The sequence below is a fragment of the Paenibacillus agilis genome (genome assembly GCF_007786455.1).
In the GTDB taxonomy this organism is placed as follows: Bacteria; Bacillota; Bacilli; order Paenibacillales; family Paenibacillaceae; genus Paenibacillus_B; species Paenibacillus_B agilis.
This window is the reverse complement of the sequence record NZ_VNJK01000002.1, coordinates 323,659-344,157: the sequence shown is the minus strand read 5'-3', so window position 1 is coordinate 344,157 and position 20,499 is coordinate 323,659. Positions and strand designations below refer to the sequence as shown.

Below are 20,499 nucleotides of genomic sequence, written 5' to 3'. Positions count from 1 at the left end.
CATTCACCTCCAACCCTCAAAACGATACTATATCTCTTCACCTTGTCTTTGTAAACAATAACAATCATGCTTTACTCATCTTGCCACAAAAAAAGCCATCCCAACCTTATCGTTGAGATGACTTTATGTATAATATACGATCCAATTACAGCTGTTATTAACCTTTCACGCTTCCTGCCGTAACCCCTTCAATGATCTTCTTCTGCAAGAAGCTGTAAATGAGGATGACAGGGATAATGCTTATCGTTATCGCAGCAGTTAGCGCGCCATAGTTCATATTGTACTGATCGACAAAGGATTTGACCGCGACAGGGAGCGTACGCGATGCCTCATTGGAAATGAACAAGTTCGCCATAACGAATTCGTTCCAGTTGCCGATAAAGTTCAGAATAAATACGGTAACTAGTGTCGGTAAAGTGAGTGGGATAACGATACGGAATAGTAAACCGTATGTATTCAAGCCATCCATAACTCCTGCTTCCTCAAGTTCCAATGGAATGGACTTCAAAAATGCCGCAATAACGAACACGGTCAAAGGGATCCCGAAGGCAGAGTAAGGGATAATAAGCGCCAATGGCGTATCGTAAATGCCGAAGTCATTAATCATTTTGTACAAAGGGATGAGTAGTGACGCTGGCGGTATTAATAAGGACAGCAAAAGTAAACTATAAACCCCTTTGCTAAGCGTATGGAACTTCATGCGTGTTACCGCATAGGCAATTGTTGTCGATAATAAAATGGTTGCAAAGGTAGAGATCGTACTAATATACAAACTATTAATAAAATAACTATCGATATGAGAATTGGACATGGCTTCAATATAATTATCGAATGAGAAGCTCATAGGCATGCCCCATGGATCATCGAATATTTCACTGTTATTTTTGAATGAAGACGAGATGACAAAGAACAATGGGTAGATGACGAGCAATGCATAAATGACGAGAACGATGTGGGATACAAAGTTGACAGAACGAGATTGCTTCATCAGTAGTCTACCTCCGTCCGTTTGTTAATCACGTGATACACTAATGCCAATATCGCGGTAAATATCGTAATAATAATGGCAATCGCATTCGCGTAACCGAAATCACTTAAGGAATAGGCTTGTTTGTACATGTACGTAGCCATAACTTCCGTAGTATGGAATGGCCCGCCGTTTGTCATAATCATAACGATATCCATCGCCTTCATCGCGCCTGTAATCGATAGGAGCATCGTTACGACGATAACAGGACGGATGAGTGGTATCGTGAGCAACCATGCCTTCTTCCATCCGACAGCTCCATCGATTTCGCCAGCCTCCAACATTTCTTTCGGGATAGAAAAAATGGCTGCTAACACGAGAACGATGTAGAAGCCCGTCCACTGCCAACCATTTGTAACGAGGATCGAGAACATCGCTGTCGTTTTGTCTCCGAGCCATATTTTTGCCCACGATTCAAGCCCAACCGAACGTAGTAGTTGGTTTAAGAGTCCTGCATCTGGTGCATAAATAAACTGCCAGATAACCCCAACGGAGGCAGTGGATAAGATACTCGGCAGAAATACGGTCAACTTGTAGAAGTCTAACATTCTTCTTACACTGCTGATCATAATCGATACAACTACGATAACTGGTACTTGTATAAAGACAGAGAACAATACGAAATAAATGTTATTCCAGAAAGCTACCCAGAACTTTTCATCTCCCATTGCTTTTTGGAAATTATCTAGCCCTGTATATACGGGGTCGTTAATGCCATTCCACTCTGTAACGGAATATTGCAAGGAATTAAAGAGCGGTACCAAATAGAACGTTATGTACAAGGCTAGGGCAGGGACGACAAACATGGCAAATGCCACAAGGTTGCGCTGTATTTTATTCATGGCTCATCTCCTAAGTCCTTATGACCCACTAATGGGCAAAGACCGGGTACTGCAACGTAAGTTGCAGCCCCGATCTGCCGTTAGAGGTTCTAATTGGTTCTCGTGTAAAAACGGTTTCCTTACTTTTTGTTAGCTGATTCTTGTACTTCTTGGAGGCGTTTCGCAGCATCCTCAGGAGAGATTTGCTCTCCTAGAACTTCCTGAATCGTACTTTCCAGCGTAACTTTAACTTCTTGTTGGACAACGGCATCAAATGCAGGGAATGCACCTTTTGCAGAAGCTTGCTGCTCACCAATTGACTTCGTCAGCTCGTTAGCACCAGACAAATCTGTAACGCCCTTCATGGAAGGAATACGGCTCGTTTCAACAAGTCCACGTGTTTGGTTTTCAACCGTGTAGAAGTTTTTAATGAACGTCTTAACTGCTTTAAGTTCATGCTCTTTTAACTTCCCAGAGAATCCATAACCGTTAGACCAGCCACCGTTAATATAACCATCACCGCCGCCGCCTAGATTAGGCATACGGAAGAATCCAGCATCATTAGCTACTTTGGAATCTTCGCCTGTGATCGCACTAACTGCCCAGCTGCCGTCAAACAACATAGCCGCTTTACCTGTGTAGAAGTTAGCCTGACCTTGCGAATATTTTAGTCCAAGGACATTCGGATCAATGAAGCCTTGTTTTTTCAAATCTACTATGCGCTTAAATGCTTCAACGACTGGGGCATCTGTCCATTTGGATGTTCCTGCTACGAAGCCCTCTTGAATTTCTGGTCCGCCTAAGCCAACGAACAAGTTGTTAAGAAGCATGTTTGCAGCCCAGCCATCACCGCCGCCTGCTCCGAGTGCAATTGGTGTAATGCCTTTCGCTTTTAATGCTTCACATGCTTTTAGGAACTCTTCCCACGTTTTAGGAACTTGAACGCCTGCTTCTTCAAACAGTTTGCGGTTGTAGAAGAAGCCTTCCACGAATCCGGATTCTGGCAAGCCGTACACTTTGCCGTCTACCGTAAACTCACGCAAGTTAAAGAACTGATCGGACAAGCCCAACTCCTCCAGAATTGGAGTTAAGTTAAGCAGTCGTCCTGTTTTTGCATAGTTCTGAGTGTCAGCGCCACCGAACAAGTTGAAGATAGGCGGTTGGTTGTTGTTTTGCATTTCCGCTTTCAACTTGACGTCACGGTTGACTGTATCTTCAACACCGTCCAGCTTGAAGGACAAGCCCGGTACTTCTTCCTCTGTTTTCTTCACTACGTCTTCAAGAATTTTGAGCGTCTTAGCCGCTGTAGCCCGTACGTTAATATGTCTGACTACAAGGGAGAATTCTTCAGCAGTTGGATCACCCGCAGCACCATTTCCTGAGTCTGCTGGCTTCTTCTCGCCACCACCGCCGCAGCCTGCAAGAGCGAGGGCAAATACCATCATCGTAACTAGTAACAAGTTCAAACTTTTTTTCATCCGATAACACTCCCTTTTAAGAATTTAATGTCTGTTCGCTTAAGCTAAATAAGGTGTTCCCTTCTTAGGTGCTAGAGCTAGGAGGTATTCATCAATCGAATAGATTCGTTATTCTGTTACAGATACTTTATTGCTTATTTCATGCTAATACGTTACCGGTAAGACGCGGCAAAGTTCCAAGGCATACCCGCTCAAAGAGGGGCATCACCTCCTTAGTGAAATAGAGTTAAAAATAAGCTTCTTATGTAGGTAGGTGTGAAGATCATGGTGAGTTAGTCATGGTAAGATTGATAGAAATGATTTGCAAAGGTAGGCATTGTGGGTGAGTTTCTAGATGTCTATCAGGTTTCCCTTTTTAATTGTTCTCATTGTATAAAGTTTTGGTTGCGCTTACAACAACTTTGTTGATAAATAGTGAAATATTTTATAGAGCGACATTATTCGACAAAAGTAGTGATGATTAGCCGCTGTAGACTTGAGTATTTCTATGTTCTTTATGGTGTATGTATATACTTACAATCACTATTGTCCGGTATTGTTTCTCACTAATACATATGTTTAAGCGATATAATTATGCTATAAAATGTAAGAAAGAGAGCGAGATCGCTCTCTTTCTTAAGCTGTTGCATACTGCTGAACGTTGTTTAGCCGAGCAGCTGAGATTCCTTTTTCATTTGCTTTGATTCCCGGAATACATAGTAGAACAAGCAAGCGGCAGTAATATATAGGATACCTGTAATACAGAATGTCACTGCATAGCCCCAGTATGTACCATAGGTTTTTAATATTGCGGATTGCACTGGCCCCATCGTTGCCCAGCCGAGCATAAAAGCAGTCTGTGTAAAGGAGTTGGCAATTCCACGGCGTGCATCCGAGATTCGTTCCACCATTAAGGCGGACTGTATTGGATTCGCTGCATTCATCAAGGCCTGACGGAATAAAAAGCTAAAGGCAGCGATGGTGAATACCGTTGTGAAGCCTGTTAACAATAGAAACGGTAAGGATAGAAGTTGAAAAATAACGACAGCACGTACTTGCCCTACTTTGGCAACAAGCGTAGGTCCAATTAGCATCGAGACAATCGTCATAATTTGCCCTAATGAAACGAGTAGTCCGACCGCTGTCAGTGATACTGCAAATCGATCAGTAAAATACATATTCAAATATGGGATAACCAGTCCTGATCCGAAGCCGACTAACAGTTGAGCCGTTGTAAACTGAGAGATATTAAGCCAATCGCTTCGCTTCGTCTGCTCAGGAGTTGAAACAGCAGTGGCCATCGGCACAGATAGTGAGCTGTCATCTGCGTCAGATTGTGCATAGCTATTCTTCTCAACGGGTATTGGATGAGGCCGAACTTCTGCTGCTGCCTTCTTTTTCTCCTTAATAAAGAGAAGCGGGAGGAAAGAAGCGACTGTAGCAGCACCACCAAGCATAAGGACAGTCTGTAAGCTATCAATTTTGCTCCAACCGAGTGTTTGCAGCATATCGGCACCATATCCACCAGCGATGCTGCCGACTACCTGAGCAGCCAGTACCCCTGAAAAGTGAATGCTGAACAGCGACAAGCGCTCCGACTTACTCACATTTTCAGCTAAAAATGGGATGGCGATAACTTGATAGAAAGAAATAAATAAACCTGTAATGACCGCATAGGTCTGCAAGCTGAGAGGATCTTCTGCATAAGAGCGCCCCATAAAGCTAAGCCCGGTCAACAGAGCACCAATAATAAGAATATGTTTGCGGCTCAGCCGATCGCCCGCCAAGCCAATTGGAATGAACATGCAGGCTGTTGCCAGTGATTGAATGCTGACAATACTGCCATTCATGTCGGCTCCGTAGCCGAGCGCTTGTATGTATAAGTTGTACAGTACCATGAACATGCCGCTTCCGAACTGATACAGCATATTAGATAAGAAGAAAAGCTTAACATTGCGATTCCATCGTTTCACATCATTTCTTGCTTGATGCCACCAGCCCATAGTTGTATGATCCTCCGACAGTTATCGTTACGTAAATCGTAACTATGTATATTGTAACAGTAGTTTTTTTGGCAGGGAAAGGTAATAAAGAAGCTCTACAGTGTGAAAAACTCCAAATCAGCTGATATTGCTTATGAAATATCCATACGACGAAGGATATATCTTTTTCACTTACGAAAGCTAGTGTGATTCATAGTCGATGGCATGATTTTTATCTTTATCGTTTAGGATATCCCTCCTCAAAGCAGCATTATTGAAGTATATGATATGATAGATATAGGTAGACAACCTTTTACTTTATAGATCGCAAATGGTTTGGTTGGTTTTCAGTATACGAAGATCTGACCCTAATTGTTAGGGTCAATTTCGTTTTTTATAGTAGGGTCAAGGATACATGAAAGGGAAGAATGCATTCGTTTTACAAGAGGACAGGCGAATAATTTCAGGAGGTACCTTTTATGTTAGAGCTGATGATAGATTTGCGCCGTGATCGCAATGTTCCCTATTATGTTTAGCTGTATCAGTATATTCGAGATGAGATTACATACGGACATCTGCCTGCGGGAACTCGACTGCCTGCAATCCGCCAACTATCTGAACATTTGCACATCAGCAGAAACACGGTAGAGTCCGCTTATATGCAATTGACTGCAGAAGGCTATACAGAGAGTCGAGCACGAAGTGGTCTGTACGTCGTAGAGTTGGAGCAAGATTATTTACTTTCTGAGCAGAAGGCCAGAGCAGAGCAAATGAAAGAGCAAATAAGCGACCCGTATTCTGAGGAAAGACTGGATACTGCGCGTGAGATACGGATTGATTTCCGCAATGGTTCAACAGATATGCGTTATTTTCCATATACCGTATGGAATCGGATTTCTTTACAGACGATGCAGGCTAACACAAGAGCACTTACTAGAGAGGGTGATCCTCAAGGGGAGTATGGATTGCGCTGCCAGCTGACTAGTTACTTGCGCTATTCACGGGGTGTGAAATGCAGGCCTGAACAGATTGTTATGGGTGTAGGCATTCAACAGCTAACAACCTTGCTTTGTCAGCTAATTGGCGGCGATCATCGTGAAGTGGCGATGGAGGAGCCAGGGTATAATGGGGTGAAGTCGGCATTTGTTCATCAGAACTATAGGATTACACCTATTTCTCTTCAAGAAGATGGAATTGATGTTGAAGCAGTGAAGCGTACTAAGGCTAAGCTTGTATTCGTTACACCCTCGCATCAATTCCCTTTAGGCATGATCATGTCCGTTAATAAGCGCTTGAAGCTGCTGCAATGGGCGGCTGAGCAGCAGGCTCTTATTATAGAAGATGATTATGACAGCGAATTCCGCTATCAGGGCTGCTTAATCCCTGCGCTTCAGGGGCTGGATAAGACGGATAGTGTTGTATATATGGGCACTTTCTCGAAAGCATTGCTATATGGTATTAGCATGAGCTATATGGTTCTTCCCGAGCGATTTGTACCCATTTTCCGAGAGCGGGTGTGCGAATTAGAGCCTACCGTTTCTACGATTCATACGCATACACTGGAACGATTTATGGCAGAAGGTCATTGGGAGAAGCATTTGCGCAAAATGAAAAAGGTGTATCAGAAGAAGCATGCGCTGCTCGTCGAATGCATTTCTCGTTATTTTGGGAAGAAGGCATCTGTTATCGGTCACAGATCAGGTCTTCATGTCGTGTTGGAAGTACATAGCGATTATACCGAGGAAGAGCTGATTAAGCTTGCGGCCAACCAAGGCGTGCGCGTGTATGGAACATCTCGTTTCTGGATGAACTCGGAACAAAGTTTAGCAACTAGATTGCTGATCGGATTTGGGGGACTGACGGAAGAAGAGATTGAAGAAGGGGTTCGCTTGCTGCACGAAGTATGGTTCTAAATAATGCTTTATTTCAAATCTTGCAAAATTTATCTCATTTTAAGGCGATTATAGGTATAATCATACGTGACCTTTATTTAAGGGCACACTCATGTTCGCAACAGATTGACCCTATTACAGGAAGTTGGGAGGGGCTATTTTTTGCATAAGTTAAAAATGACGATACGTCAGAAGATTTTACTAGGCTACGTCCTAGTTTTAGTGTTTTTAATTATTTCTATTGTAGGCGTGAATGTACAAGTTAGTTCGATTAAAAATGAAACGGATAACATCGTTAACAACGATATGAAAGTTCATTTGTTGAGCCATAAAGTAGAGAAGCATATGCTCGATCTGGAGACTGGACTAAGAGGCTATTTGCTCTCCAATGATGGTGCTTACCTGGAGCCCTATACCTTTGCATTGAGTCAATGGGAGACAGATTGGGAGCAGCTCTATAATCTCGTTGTTTCTGATCCGCAGCAAGTAGAGCGGCTTCATTCGATTCATTCGATGTTTAGAAGCTGGATTGAAGAGTTCGGTGAACCGTTGCTGGCCTTACCTGCTAATCAACGGCAGAATGCATTCAATGATCTGCTTGAGGAAAACATGACGGGCAAGCGCTATGTGGACCAGTTGCGCAAACAATTTGCTGATTTCCAAACTCAGGAGCAGCGAATTACGCAAGAGCGAGTCAATGAATTAGAGAAGCAGAGCAATATACTGGAATGGGGAATGTATGCCCTATTCATTGTTCTTACGGTGGTGTCTCTTGGTACAGGAGTTATTATTTCGCGTTCAATTGTGGCAATGCTCAAAGAAGTAACCGCAACGATCGACTATATTTCTTCCAAAAAGGGAGACTACACGGATCGACTTCAAGCAGAAACCGATGATGAGATTGGAGAACTGGCAACAGCTACGAATCAGCTCATTGATTCACATGCGGAGCAGAACTGGATTCAGTCCAGTTTGACTGAAGTGATGGAGATGTATCAAGAGGTAGAGGATATGCAGACGCTGGCCCAGACATTCATTACTAAGATGTCTGAATTAACCGGTGCTTCCTATGGGGTCATGTATACGCGAGTAGGAAGACGTGCACAATCACGTTATGTTAAGGCATCGTGCTATGCAGGAGCTCAATCAGATGTTGGCATAGCATCCTTCTCTATAGGAGAAGGGCTTGCCGGGCAAGCAGTTGCTGACCATCGTTTAATGGTTATTCATGATATTCCCGATGATTACATCAAGGTATCGTCTACGCTTGGACAAGGCAAACCGCGCAGTATTCTTATTGCACCGATCGAATATGAGCGTGAAATCATTGCTGTGCTTGAGCTGGCTACGTTGGATGTATTCCAATCCAAGCAATTGAAGTTGGTAGAAAGCATTATCTCTTCTTTCGGAGGCACGATTAATAGCGTCGAGAGCCGGATGGAAATCGAGCGTTTGCTGCAAGAAGCGCAAGCTATGGCTGAGGAGTTGCAATCCCAGTCTGAAGAGCTGCAAATGCAGCAGGAAGAGCTGCGCATGACGAATGAGCAGCTTGAGGAACAGAATCGCAATGCGGTACAGAAGTCGAATGAACTGGATCAGATTCGAATCGAGCTGGAACAGTATGCGATGCAGTTGGAGAAAAGCTCTCAGTATAAATCGGAGTTTCTTGCGAATATGTCTCATGAGCTCCGCACTCCGTTGAATAGCATGCTCATTCTGTCTCAGATGCTTCATGAGAATCAGGAAGGCCATTTGAATGCAGAAGAGCAGGAGTATGCTCGCGTTATTCATACAGCCGGTACCGATTTGTTGAATTTGATTAATGATATTCTCGATCTATCGAAGGTTGAAGCGGGTAAGCTTGATATTTTCATCGAAGCCATGTGTCCATTAGAGCTGTGCGATAATATGCGAGCTCAATTTGCAGCTATAGCAGAGCAGAAAAATCTAGGCTTCCATGCGCATATCGATCATGCTTCTGTACCTCAAGTAATACATTCGGATGAACAGCGGTTGACTCAAATTGTGCGCAATTTGCTTTCCAACGCGTTCAAGTTTACGTCGCAGGGCTTAGTTGAACTCCATTTGCGAGGATTAAATGAAGCAGAATGTAAGAAAGTGATGACGGCAGGATTGAGAGCTGATTTATCATCATGGCTAGCCATTGAAGTTACGGATACAGGCATTGGTATCGAAGCAGATAAACAGGCTATTATTTTCGATGCGTTCCGTCAGGCTGACGGCAATACGAACCGTAAATTTGGTGGAACGGGCTTAGGTCTATCTATATGCCGAGAGCTATGTCGTTTATTAAGCGGTATGATTGAGGTTAGCAGCGTTCATGGGGAAGGAAGCAAGTTCATCGTGTACGTACCATCTTTGACAGATGCTGATTCTGGAAAGGCGATACAACAAGAGCTCAACTATCATCAGGCGGCTGCTGCAATGGAAATGCCTCCTCGTCTAGAACGTTTTACTAACAAAGAAGAGGAAGATTCCCCTAATAGTCACAGCGGTAACAATGAGCATACGGGAAGAGCTTACTTGTTCCAAGGTAAACGTGTGCTAGTTGTTGATGATGATGTGCGAAATGTATTTGCATTGATGAATCGCTTGGAAAAGGAAGGCGTTGAGGTCATTGCGGCCCATGACGGTAAGGAAGCGCTGGATGAACTTCATCGTAATGAGCGGGTGGATCTAATCCTTATGGACATCATGATGCCTGTAATGGATGGATATGAGGCGATGTCGCGTATTCGAGAAATGCACGGCTATGATGATGTGCCTATTATTGCTTTGACAGCTAAGGCTATGAAACAGGATCGAGAAAAATGTCTGGATGCTGGCGCTTCTGATTATATAAGCAAGCCGCTTAATATGGAGCAGTTATTCTCGCTCATGCAGGTGTGGCTGACGAACTAAGAATACGTAAATAACAAATAACCTCCAAATCTTCGAGTCATCTTGAGATTTGGAGGTTATTTTTTTGCTTTTCTTTGGATTTGACATTGGAATTGGTGAGGTCATATAATTAGGTAACCTAATAGATAGGCAACCTAATTAATTGGTTGGTTATTTAATAATTACGGAATGACTTGAAGAAGTTAGAGAATAGAGAACTGGGGTGGCAATCGTGTCTGAAAAAGGAACTGATTCGAGAAGAGATGAAGTATCACAGAAGTTAATGAGGTCATTTCGGCAATTTCAGCGTGCGGAATGGCAGCAGCAAACGTCAGATGGGCAGAAGCGTAGTGACATGACAGTACTATTTTGTATCCAGAAGGCGCAGCTTGAAGGAGAGCAAGCAATGCGTGTGTCCGATATAAGCCAAATGCTCAATGTTACGTCTCCCACAATTACACAGATTATTAATCGATTGGAGGAGAGTGGCTGGGTTGAGCGTTATATGGACCCGGATGATCGAAGGGTAGTTCGAGTGAAGCTGACTTCGGAAGGAGAAGAAGTTGCAGCACAGGCTAAGAAGAGATTTATGAAGTCGTTCAATGGGCTTCTTGATCACCTTGGCTTAGAAGATAGCGAGCGCCTTGCAGTGCTGTTAATGAAGGTGTTTGACTACTACCAGCAAGAAAATGCCGAGCGTAAGAATTGTATGGATAAGCACGACAAACAGTAAGACAAAGAGGAATGGATTTTGGAGTAGGAGATGGATCATTATGATGAAGCTGATTCGCTTTTTGAAGGCATATCGTCTTCCGACAGCAATCGTACTGGCACTCGTCTTTATTCAAACGTTATCAGAGCTGTATTTGCCGACGTTGATGGCGGATATTGTGGATACAGGGATAGTTACGGGTGATGTTAATTATATTTGGAAAATGGGCGGCTTGATGCTCCTGATCGCTGCAGGAGGCATGCTCTGTGCTATCGGGGCCAGTTATTGGTCATCCAAAGTAGCAGTTGGGTTCGGTAAAGATTTACGAGCCAACGTATTCCAGCATGTAGAGAACTTCTCCTTGCAGGAGTTCGACAAAGTGGGGACGTCATCTTTAATTACACGTACGACCAACGATATTAACCAAGTGCAGCAAGTGTTGGTTATGATTCTGCGCATTATGGTGATGGCGCCTATTATGTGTATTGGCGGTATTATTATGGCGGTATCCAAAGACGGCCCACTTACAATGGTGTTAGCTGTTGGATTGCCGGTGTTGGCACTTGTTATTTTCTTTATTGCTCGTAAAGGTATTCCGCTCTTCAAAGCCATGCAAGTGAAGCTTGATAAGCTCAACCTTGTCGTACGTGAAGGACTGACAGGTATCCGCGTTGTTCGTGCCTTCAATCGTGTCGAGCATGAGCAGAAACGCTTTGAAGAGGCTAGCCGCGACTTGACGGATACAGGTATTAAAGTTAACCGTATTATGGCTTTGCTTATGCCTGTTATGATGCTGGTTATGAACTTGACGACGATTGCGATTATTGCTTTCGGCAGTCTTCGCATTGAGAGTGGAAGTATGCAGGTCGGTGACCTGATGGCCTTTATCCAATACGCGATGCAAATTATGTTCTCGCTCGTTATGCTTTCACTTGTGTTCGTGTTAATTCCACGTGCTTCTGCTTCCGCAGCTCGTATTAATGAAGTGCTTGATATGAAGCCAGAGCTAAAAGATGCAGAACAACCTAAGTCTGTGGATACAGGCAAAAAGGGATATTTGGAGTTTGATCAAGTTACATTCCGTTATCCTGGTGCAGAAGAAGCTGCACTTAGCGATATTAGTTTTCAAGCTCGCCCAGGCGAGGTTACCGCAATTATTGGTGGTACGGGATCTGGTAAGTCTACATTGATGAACTTAATTCCTCGCTTCTATGATGTAAGCGAAGGGGCTATTCGCTTAGGTGGTGTCGATGTTCGTGAGCTGGAACAAGGGGATTTACGTCATAAGATTGGTCTCGTTCCACAAAAAGCTGTGTTATTTTCAGGTACAGTCGCAGAAAACATTCGCCACGGTAAAGATGAGGCTACAGATGAAGAAGTGCGCCATGCAGCAGTAGTCGCTCAGGCTTCTGATTTTATTGAGTCGATGGGCGAAGGCTATGAAACGATGGTGTCTCAGGGCGGAACGAACTTATCAGGGGGCCAAAAACAACGCTTGTCGATTGCGAGAGCGCTAGTACGTCGACCGGATGTGTATTTGTTCGATGACAGCTTCTCTGCCTTGGATTTCAAGACGGACGCCATGCTGCGTGCTGCTTTGAAGCAAGAGACAAAGGAAGCTACACTCATTATTATTGCTCAGCGAGTTAGTACGGTTATGGATGCTGATCAAATCATTGTTTTGAATGATGGTAAAATAGCGAGCATCGGCACGCATAAAGAGTTGCTTAAATCAAGCGAAGTGTATCAGGAGATTGTAGCATCCCAGCTTACAGAGGAGGAGATCGCATGAGTCAGCAAAAAGAACGATCCCCTCACGGACATCAAGGTTCGAAAGGCCCTATGGGGCCTGGTATGGCTGTTGCTGGTGAGAAGGCAAAGGACTTTAAAGGTACGCTGCGCAGGTTGCTTGGTTATTTAAAACCGAGTAGAACTTCACTTATCATTGTTTTCTTTATGGCCATATTGGGGACGTTGTTCTCGATTGTCAGTCCGAAGATTATGGGTAAAGCCACTACGAAATTGTTCGAAGGGCTTATGAATATGATGAATGGGGTTCCTGGTGCAGGAATTGACTTCGGTTACATTTGGAATATTCTCATGATTCTTGTTGTGCTGTATGTGTTTAGTGCCTTGTTTATGTATGTTCAGCAGTATGTGATGGCAGGAATTGCGCAGCGAGTCGTGTACGATTTGCGTGAACAAATCAATCGCAAGTTGGCAAGATTGCCGTTATCCTATTATGACAGACAGCCGCATGGCGAGATGCTGAGCCGGGTAACGAATGATGTAGATAATATTAGTACAACATTGCAGCAGAGCTTGTCGCAATTAATTACATCGGTCATTACCATTATCGGTATTATCATTATGATGCTTACGATTAGTCCGTTGCTGACCTTAATTACGTTGGTAACATTGCCGCTCAGCATTATCGCAACGAAGAACATTGCAGGCCGCTCGCAAAAGCATTTTAAAAACCAACAGGATTCATTGGGCGAATTGAATGCGCATGTTGAGGAAATGTACACAGGGCATCAAATTGTGAAGGCATTTGGTCGTGAGGAGAAGTCGCTACAGAAGTTTGATGAGGTGAACGATCGCTTATACGATGCAGGATGGCGCGCACAATTTATGTCTGGTATGATTATGCCGTTAATGAGCTTCGTCAGCAATATTGGATATGTTCTTGTCTGTGTTGTTGGTGGTGTGCTCGTAACGAATCGTACGATTCAAATTGGTGACATTCAGGCCTTTATTCAATATACTCGTCAGTTCTCGCAGCCCTTGGCGCAGGCAGCAAACATTGCGAACTTGATTCAATCCACAATCGCTTCAGCAGAGCGTGTATTCGAAGTGTTGGATGAAGAGGAAGAGCGTCCTGATTCCGATAAAGTGAAGCAGTTGGCATCGCCGCGTGGAGCTATCGTCTTCGATCATGTGCAATTTGGTTACAAGCCAGATGCACTATTGATGACAGATATGAACGTGCAGGTGCAACCAGGTCAGACGGTTGCAATAGTCGGTCCTACTGGTGCGGGCAAGACAACACTAATCAATTTGCTTATGCGCTTCTATGAGCTTAACGGTGGACAGATTACGATTGATGGCGTACCTATTCATGAAATGAAACGTGCGGAATTACGCAGCTTGTTTGGTATGGTATTGCAGGACACGTGGCTGTTTAACGGCACAATCCGTGACAATATTGCGTATGGCCGTGTGGGTGCTTCTGAGGACGAGATTATTCGTGCAGCGAAGGCGGCGCATGCCGATCACTTCATTCGTACGCTTCCGGAAGGATATGATACGGTATTAAATGAAGAAGCTTCGAATATTTCTCAAGGTCAGAAGCAACTTCTTACCATCGCGCGTGCCATTCTTGCTGATCCGAAAATATTGATCTTGGACGAAGCGACAAGCAGCGTCGATACACGGACAGAAGTTCATATTCAAAAGGCAATGAGCACGTTGATGAACGGCAGAACAAGCTTTGTTATTGCGCACCGACTGTCCACGATTCGTGATGCAGATCTCATCCTTGTCATGAATAAGGGCAGTGTGATCGAGCAAGGTACGCATGAACAATTACTGGAGCGAGACGGTTTCTATGCGGGCTTGTATAACAGCCAGTTTGCAGATGAAGGTCAAGCTGTATAAAGTGAAATGTTGAAAATGAAATCCCTAGTTAGCTAAACAGCGGACTAGGGATTTTTTGATTTTATAGTTAGGGTAAAAAAATTTTTCTATATATGTCACCTTATTAAAATCCATTTTATTAGTACTTGTGTCTGTTCTAAATCTTATGATTCTTTGGTAAGATGAAAATAATGTAAAAAAACTCCATCAAGGGGGGAAATCATATTGGGAAAATACAAGAATTTGATTTATGTAGTTGTTGGAATTTTGATTATTGGTGTTGTAGGAACACTGATTTATAACGCTAATAAAAAAACTAAAACTTCGTTTGATGAATTACTTAGCAATAGCTTAAAGGGAAAAGAAATTACAGATGTTACTTTGCAGGAATATGGTGGAGAGAAACGAGTGATTCATACAGAAAGTAAAGAGGAAATAGATGCAATACTTAAACTTTATTCTGATATTGAATTAATAGCTGAGGACTCTCCAGCACCTAGTGAAAAATTTGCAGTTCATTTAACGATAAATAGTGGAAATGACATCGTTTTGGGGCTAGTTGTTACTGATACGGGCTCTGCTGATACCTATGTTTTTGAAAAAAGTAAAGGGGATTCATACCGGATAACAAATCAATTTGATTTCAAATCGGTTCATAGTTTATTCGAAAAGTGAAGAGATGCCACAAAGGGCATCTCTTTTTGTTTAAGAAGTTGTCAGTCACCATTTTGTGGCTCATAACCAGTAATAATACAGTATTAACGTATGACAAGAGGTAGTAGGTATAAGATGCCATCATGAACCTCACTTGAATGGGGAATTGTAACCTTATATATATTTAGGGGGCAATGAAAATGATGGTGCGTAAAGGATATTTGCGGAGATGCTTGTTTACGAGTCTTCTGCTCGCTGTGATGACAGCAGGCTGTTACTCCAATACAACGGGAACATCGAATTCCAATCAAGCGAATTCGGTTAAAAATAATACGATTAAAGAATACAAGCTTGTACCTAATGGAGCGCCTGAGCTTGCTGGCGGACCTGAAAACAAGAACCGCAATACGCAACCACTGACACTGGAACAGCTTCGCAAAAAATACCGTTCGAACTTTCATTTCTCAGGCCCATCAACGCCACCGCGTGTAGCTTTAACGTTCGATGACGCTCCTGATCAACTATTTACCCCGCGAGTTCTAGATGTACTGAAGGAATATAAAGTGAAGGCGACCTTTTTCGTTGTTGGCAACAGGGCGCAGAAGCATCCTGATATCATAGATCGTATCGTAAAAGAAGGGCATATATTAGGAAACCATACGTATAATCACCCTAATTTGGCAAAGGTATCGAACACTGTATTTCAACGTGAAGTATCAGATACTCAGCAAACGATAAAGAAATTAACAGGCAAAACGATGAGGTATCTTAGACCGCCATACGGAAATATTACCGAAGAACAGATCAAATGGCTCGTAAGCAACAAGATATCCATTGTGAATTGGAATGTGGATTCATTGGATTGGAAAGGTCTGAATGCGGATCAAGTAGTGGCAAATGTAATGGGCGATGTTCGAGCGGGCTCTATTGTGCTGCAGCATTCTGCTGGTGGAGAAGGGGAGGACTTGAGCGGAACCGTTCAAGCTCTCCCGAGAATCATCAAACAGCTACGGGATCAAGGGATAGAGTTGGTAACTGTTCCTGAATTACTGCAAAAGCCTGCTTACAAATAAAACATTCCATCTTTTAAATAGCTAAGCAGCATGAGCATGAAGGAAGGCGCCCGCAAAAGGGCGCCTTTGTTAGTTAAAACCAGCTAGTCAATTGTATGCTTCAGTTAATAAAAATAACTGGCAAAGGCATATTCATGCGGCTCTTACGAGCGTGACTGCCATATTGAAATATGGCTGAAGGATTGGAATGAAAACAATCCCATATCCGTCAGCTTGAGCTCTGGTATAACAGGCAGACATAAGAAAGATAAGGTCACAAATGGATGGAAGTCAGTCGAAGCTCCGATTTGATCCAAGGCATGATGGAGCTGCTCGAGCTGGTTCAATACTTCTTCATAAGGCTGTGTCGCCATTAAACCTGCTATCGGTAACGGAAGCGTGGCAAGTACGACTCCATTTTTGACGACAGTAAGTCCGCCATCTACCTGACGAAGCTCGTCGATGGCAACCAACATGTCAGCATCATTCGTACCTGCGACAACTAGGTTATGCGAATCATGGGCAACAGTAGATGCAATTGCCCCGGCACTGAAGCCAAATCCCTTTACGATACCAAGTCCAATATGGCCGGTATGCTGATGGCGTTCAAGTACAGCCATTTTCAATTGATCAGCTTGAATTGAAGGCTGGAAGCAACCGTTTATAATAGTTACCTCTTCAACGAGGTGATCAGTTAACAGGCTGTTAGGTTGAATGCCAATAATGGAGCATGAACTGTGCTCAGGCAATGGAATGCTGAGCTGCTCAGCTTGTATATGGTTTAATCGAACACTGTTCAATACAGTCGATGGTGGGGCGGTAATCGTCAATTTTGGCCCTATATATGCTCTATCAGAAGCGACAAGTTTACCTGCTTTGAATACATGGCTAATTTCTACCGTGTCTAGTTGATCAAGAAATAGCAAATCGGCATCATATCCGGGGGCGACAGCTCCTTTTGTATCCAAACCGTAACATTCAGCAGCATTTAATGTCGCCATTTGAATGGCAGTCAAAGCTGGAATGCCGGATTCAATCGCTAGCTTTATATTCCAGTTAATGCTCCCTTCCTGTACAAGCTCGTCCAAATGCTTGTCATCTGTACAGAATAAGCAGCGGCGTGCGTTATGGGGGGTGACGACGGAAGCAAGGTTGCGTACATCTTTGGCAACGGAGCCTTCTCGCAGCAGCACATACATGCCGCGGCTAAGACGTTCTCGTGCTTGCTCAGCAGACACGCATTCATGATCCGTTCGTATGCCTGCTGCTCGATAAACGTCAATCTGCTCTCCGTTTAGTCCAGCGCCATGGCCATCAATAAGTTTACCTCTTGCATAAGCATCAGTTAGCTTGCGTACCATATCTGGCGCACCGCTATGAACGGAAGGATAGTCCATTACTTCTGCTAGTCCAAGCACTCGAGGGTGATGATAAAAAGGTTCTAATGCAACCGCCTGCAGCACAGCTCCAGCATGTTCATAGGGTGTAGAAGGTACACAAGATGGAAGCATAACATACACATCGAGAGGTAGTCCTTCGGATGCGTCCAACATATATTGAATGCCTGCTGTACCGCTGACATTGGCAATTTCATGCGGGTCTGTGATGACAGAAGTGACTCCATGCGGCAGCACCACACGCGCGAATTCCGAGGGAGTGACCATCGAAGATTCAATGTGGACATGGGCATCAATAAAGCCAGGACAGATGTAGCGTCCTTCTGCATCAATAATTTGTTTGCCTTCATACTCGCCGATACCGACAATACGTCCGTTCGTTATTGCGATATCGCCTTCTCTGATCTCGTGTTGAAATACATCTACGATGCGGCCATTGCGAATGACGATATCTGCCTGTTCACGTTTGGAGGCAGCGGCAATCCACTGCTTCATGGCTGTTTCTTTTTCTGTGTGTCCCGTTGTCACTTGCAATTCCCCTCCAAATGAAAAAAACTCTAGCGTATCGAATCGAACACTTAGAGTTTGACAGGAGTAGAAGGAACTACGGGCAATATCTGCGATTCGATCTATCCCAAAATGGGTAGACACAATAAGACAAGCAGGAAAAGCTGCGGCATAAATGCGAAACACTGCTTTTCTAATCTGCTGTCTAGATGAACCGTCGATTGCACTCCATAAGCTTGTTCAGCTTGGAAGCAGCCTGTTCCTCCCTCGTAGTCAAACTATTTAAGGTAGTTCGGTAGAAACAGTCGGACCTTATTTCCGACCCTATACGAGATGGTGACATATATAATTTCACTTATTCTATAGGGCTGCGCTTCAGCAGTCAATAGCTTTGTCATAAAGTTGGTGCAGTATGTACAGGTGTAAAGCAGCCTAAGTTACCGATACATGTAATGATGAATTGTATAAGCTCCCTATAAGCTCTCATATGGGTGTAGGTGTACACTGCATCTTCCTTGTAGTAAGATAAAAGTTACATTTCGGGGAAGATAGGAAGAACGAAAACAAGTTACGCAGAGAGTAAATTTGTTTGGGAATATTTCAATGCAGCAACTAATGATGAAGAAAGGTTGAACGAGTAATGTCAGATATGAAGGATCCATTGACAACCTTGTTAAAGTTACCGCCAACACGAAAGCAGACGATTATTGCAACTGTTGTTGGCTTGTTGATCATTGGTCTGTCGATGTCTGTTCTCCCCTATGCGAAGAACCATTTCCTAGAAGTAAATGCTTTTTATCCTCTCTTCATTGCATGGGTATTGATCGGGGACTTTGTAACCTCGCACCTCTTTTACATACAATATCGGGCATCTGGTGAAAAGCCGCTGCTCATTCTTTCCGCGACCTTCTTATTTACAGCACTTATCGTTATTCCGCATGCCGCTGCTTTTCCGGGTATACTACCGTATCATTGGGTAGGCAATTTGGAGCAATTATCCCTTTGGCTATGGTTGGTATGGCATATTGGTTATCCGATAGGCATTATTTTATATTCGTTGAATTTGAAAAGGAACATTCAGCCTGCGAAGTTCAGCAGGGAGAAGTTGTTGCGATGGGGGATGCTGCTAGGAACAGGAGCTGTCGTTGTCGTTGTGACTTATTTGCTGTACTACTATCGTGCTTCCCTTCCGGCATTTTTAGATGGGCATAATTATGAAAAGCTTGTCTACTCAGGGATAGGACCTGTTGTTGCTGGCTTAAATGTAATAGCGTTTACGATGTTGTTGCTAAGGACGAAATTCAACAGTGTGCTGCATATATGGCTGACGCTATCGGTATTTACGTTCTGTTTAGACGTCATTCTAACCTTGTACGCAGGTGAAAGATACAGTGTTGGTTGGTATATGGCGCGCTTTAATGCGCTGTTGTCGGCTACAGCTGCACTTGCTGTGTTGTTCTTTGAAGTGAATCAGCTCTATATTCGTTTGACTCGCTCACAGGCACAACTCAAACGGTCACAGACGCACCTCAATAACACGTTAAACAGCTTATCGGATTGCTTCGTGGCGCTGAGCAATGATTGGAGATTTATGTTTGTGAACAAGAGTGCAGAACAGTTTGAGGGCATTATATTTTCGGAAGTAAAGGGCAAGCACTTTTGGGTATATAATACGCATTTGCTAGATACGGAATGGTATGAGCATAGTATGCGCACAATGACGGAAAAGGTCAGAACCGAATTTCTTTGGTTTGATGAGCCTAAGCAGCGTTGGCTGGAGACGAGAATGTACCCTACAGAAGGGGGGCTCTCGATCTTTTACCGCGATGTTACGTTACGGATTGTGTCAGAGCAGCGAATGAAAGAAGCGAATGAGAAGCTGCAAATGGCAAACCATTTATTAAAAGATTTCTCGTTCCGAGATGGTTTGACGGGAGTGTACAATCGACGTTATTTCGATCAGGTACTGCAGCGGGAATGGCATGCTTCAACAGAAGAAGGCACACCGCTAACGCTTATGCTGTTCGATCTCGACTATTTCAAGTTGTACAATGATACGTATGGTCACCAGCAAGGAGACGAGTGCCTAACGCGTGTAGCCCATGCGGTACGAGATGCATTATCCGACTCTAATGCGATCGTAGCTCGCTATGGCGGTGAAGAGTTCGCGATTATTTTACCGCAGACAGATAAAATACAGGCAGCTGTTATTGCTGAATCTGTGCGCTTAACCGTAGAACATTTAGGCATTATGCACAATGTATCGCCAGCATTTTCAGTCGTAACTTGCAGCTTGGGCAGCTTTACGATGCAGGTACAGCCTGAGCAGGAAGGACAAGAAAGCCTGCTGATACAGTTGGCGGATCAATCGATGTACGAGGCAAAGCAAGCGGGCCGCAACCAAGTTCGGATACATGGGCAGTAGAAAATGTAGTAGCTTAGCTTCCTAAATATATAG

The 20,499-nt window shown here is 43.7% G+C and carries 13 protein-coding genes and 1 riboswitch; of the genes, 8 read left to right on the top strand and 5 right to left on the bottom strand.

Translation table 11 applies throughout. The features are described 5' to 3' along the window. Nucleotides 1-157 precede the first annotated feature (157 nt). From FPZ44_RS17865 to FPZ44_RS17850, 4 genes are all read right to left on the bottom strand, one after another. Nucleotides 158-988 (bottom strand): carbohydrate ABC transporter permease, encoded by an 831-nt coding sequence (locus FPZ44_RS17865; protein ID WP_144992309.1) that lies wholly within the window; start codon nt 986-988, stop codon nt 158-160. Then, nucleotides 988-1,869: a carbohydrate ABC transporter permease gene (locus FPZ44_RS17860; protein ID WP_144992307.1), complete on the bottom strand. Its 882-nt coding sequence runs from the start codon at nt 1,867-1,869 to the stop codon at nt 988-990. The genes FPZ44_RS17865 and FPZ44_RS17860 overlap by 1 nt, the downstream gene beginning before the upstream one ends. 119 nt (nt 1,870-1,988) lie before the next feature. Next, entirely contained in the window at nt 1,989-3,326 is a 1,338-nt protein-coding gene (locus FPZ44_RS17855; RefSeq protein ID WP_144992305.1) for an extracellular solute-binding protein, read from the bottom strand. A 644-nt stretch (nt 3,327-3,970) separates the two neighbouring features. Further along, the gene (locus FPZ44_RS17850; protein ID WP_144992303.1) at nt 3,971-5,308 is read right to left on the bottom strand and encodes an MFS transporter; all 1,338 of its coding nucleotides are present in this window, start codon (nt 5,306-5,308) and stop codon (nt 3,971-3,973) included. Between the two features lie 515 nt (nt 5,309-5,823). On the opposite strand from FPZ44_RS17850, the gene pdxR reads away from it, so the two are divergent. The 7 genes from pdxR to FPZ44_RS17815 all read left to right on the top strand — a co-directional run bounded on the left by pdxR (nt 5,824) and on the right by FPZ44_RS17815 (nt 16,158). Further along, entirely contained in the window at nt 5,824-7,200 is a 1,377-nt protein-coding gene (pdxR, locus tag FPZ44_RS17845; protein WP_335926133.1) for a MocR-like pyridoxine biosynthesis transcription factor PdxR, read from the top strand. A gap of 141 nt (nt 7,201-7,341) precedes the next feature. After that, the gene (locus FPZ44_RS17840; protein WP_144992299.1) at nt 7,342-10,101 is read left to right on the top strand and encodes a response regulator; all 2,760 of its coding nucleotides are present in this window, start codon (nt 7,342-7,344) and stop codon (nt 10,099-10,101) included. A gap of 211 nt (nt 10,102-10,312) precedes the next feature. Then, a complete protein-coding gene (locus FPZ44_RS17835) occupies nt 10,313-10,813 on the top strand; it encodes a MarR family winged helix-turn-helix transcriptional regulator (RefSeq protein WP_261378412.1) in 501 nt (166 codons plus the stop codon). A gap of 40 nt (nt 10,814-10,853) precedes the next feature. Next, on the top strand, nt 10,854-12,584 hold the full coding sequence (locus FPZ44_RS17830; protein ID WP_144992297.1) for an ABC transporter ATP-binding protein: 1,731 nt from the start codon (nt 10,854-10,856) through the stop codon (nt 12,582-12,584). After that, nucleotides 12,581-14,452, top strand: coding sequence for an ABC transporter ATP-binding protein (locus tag FPZ44_RS17825; RefSeq protein WP_144992295.1), 1,872 nt, complete (start codon nt 12,581-12,583; stop codon nt 14,450-14,452). The genes FPZ44_RS17830 and FPZ44_RS17825 overlap by 4 nt, the downstream gene beginning before the upstream one ends. A 204-nt stretch (nt 14,453-14,656) precedes the next feature. After that, the gene (locus FPZ44_RS17820; protein WP_144992293.1) at nt 14,657-15,106 is read left to right on the top strand and encodes a hypothetical protein; all 450 of its coding nucleotides are present in this window, start codon (nt 14,657-14,659) and stop codon (nt 15,104-15,106) included. 179 nt (nt 15,107-15,285) lie between these two features. Then, entirely contained in the window at nt 15,286-16,158 is an 873-nt protein-coding gene (locus tag FPZ44_RS17815) for a polysaccharide deacetylase family protein (RefSeq protein ID WP_261378411.1), read from the top strand. Nucleotides 16,159-16,301: 143 nt separating this feature from the next. Here the strand turns inward: FPZ44_RS17815 and ade are convergent, their stop codons facing one another. Then, the gene (gene ade / locus FPZ44_RS17810; protein WP_261378423.1) at nt 16,302-18,185 is read right to left on the bottom strand and encodes an adenine deaminase; all 1,884 of its coding nucleotides are present in this window, start codon (nt 18,183-18,185) and stop codon (nt 16,302-16,304) included. 106 nt (nt 18,186-18,291) lie between these two features. Further along, nucleotides 18,292-18,393, bottom strand: a riboswitch (purine riboswitch). Between the two features lie 288 nt (nt 18,394-18,681). Here ade and FPZ44_RS17805 point away from each other — a divergent pair. Next, entirely contained in the window at nt 18,682-20,466 is a 1,785-nt protein-coding gene (locus FPZ44_RS17805; RefSeq protein ID WP_144992291.1) for a sensor domain-containing diguanylate cyclase, read from the top strand. The last annotated feature ends 33 nt before the right edge of the window (nt 20,467-20,499 follow it).